This window comes from Streptococcus sp. CCH8-C6, assembly GCF_001557225.1.
GTDB classification, from domain to species: domain Bacteria; phylum Bacillota; class Bacilli; order Lactobacillales; family Streptococcaceae; genus Streptococcus; species Streptococcus sanguinis_C.
This window is the reverse complement of record NZ_LSJN01000026.1, coordinates 1-201: the sequence shown is the minus strand read 5'-3', so window position 1 is coordinate 201 and position 201 is coordinate 1. Positions and strand designations below refer to the sequence as shown.

Annotated in this window: 1 pseudogene; it reads left to right on the top strand. The window is 57.2% G+C overall.

What is annotated here, in order from left to right:
* Positions 1–201, top strand: a pseudogene (locus AX677_RS09490) (hypothetical protein); the annotation flags it as partial.

Sequence of the window (201 nt, the reverse complement as noted above, 5' to 3'; positions counted from 1 at the left end):
TAGACGTGGACGTGCTTGCGCTCACGGATGCGCTAGTAGACGCGGACGTGCTTGCAGACACTGATGCACTCGTGGAGGCCGATGTACTTGCGGATACAGATGCACTTGTTGAGGCCGATGTACTTGCACTTACCGATGCGCTGGTCGACGCGGACTCATTGGCACTTATAGATGCACTCGTCGATGCTGAGGTGCTGGCGC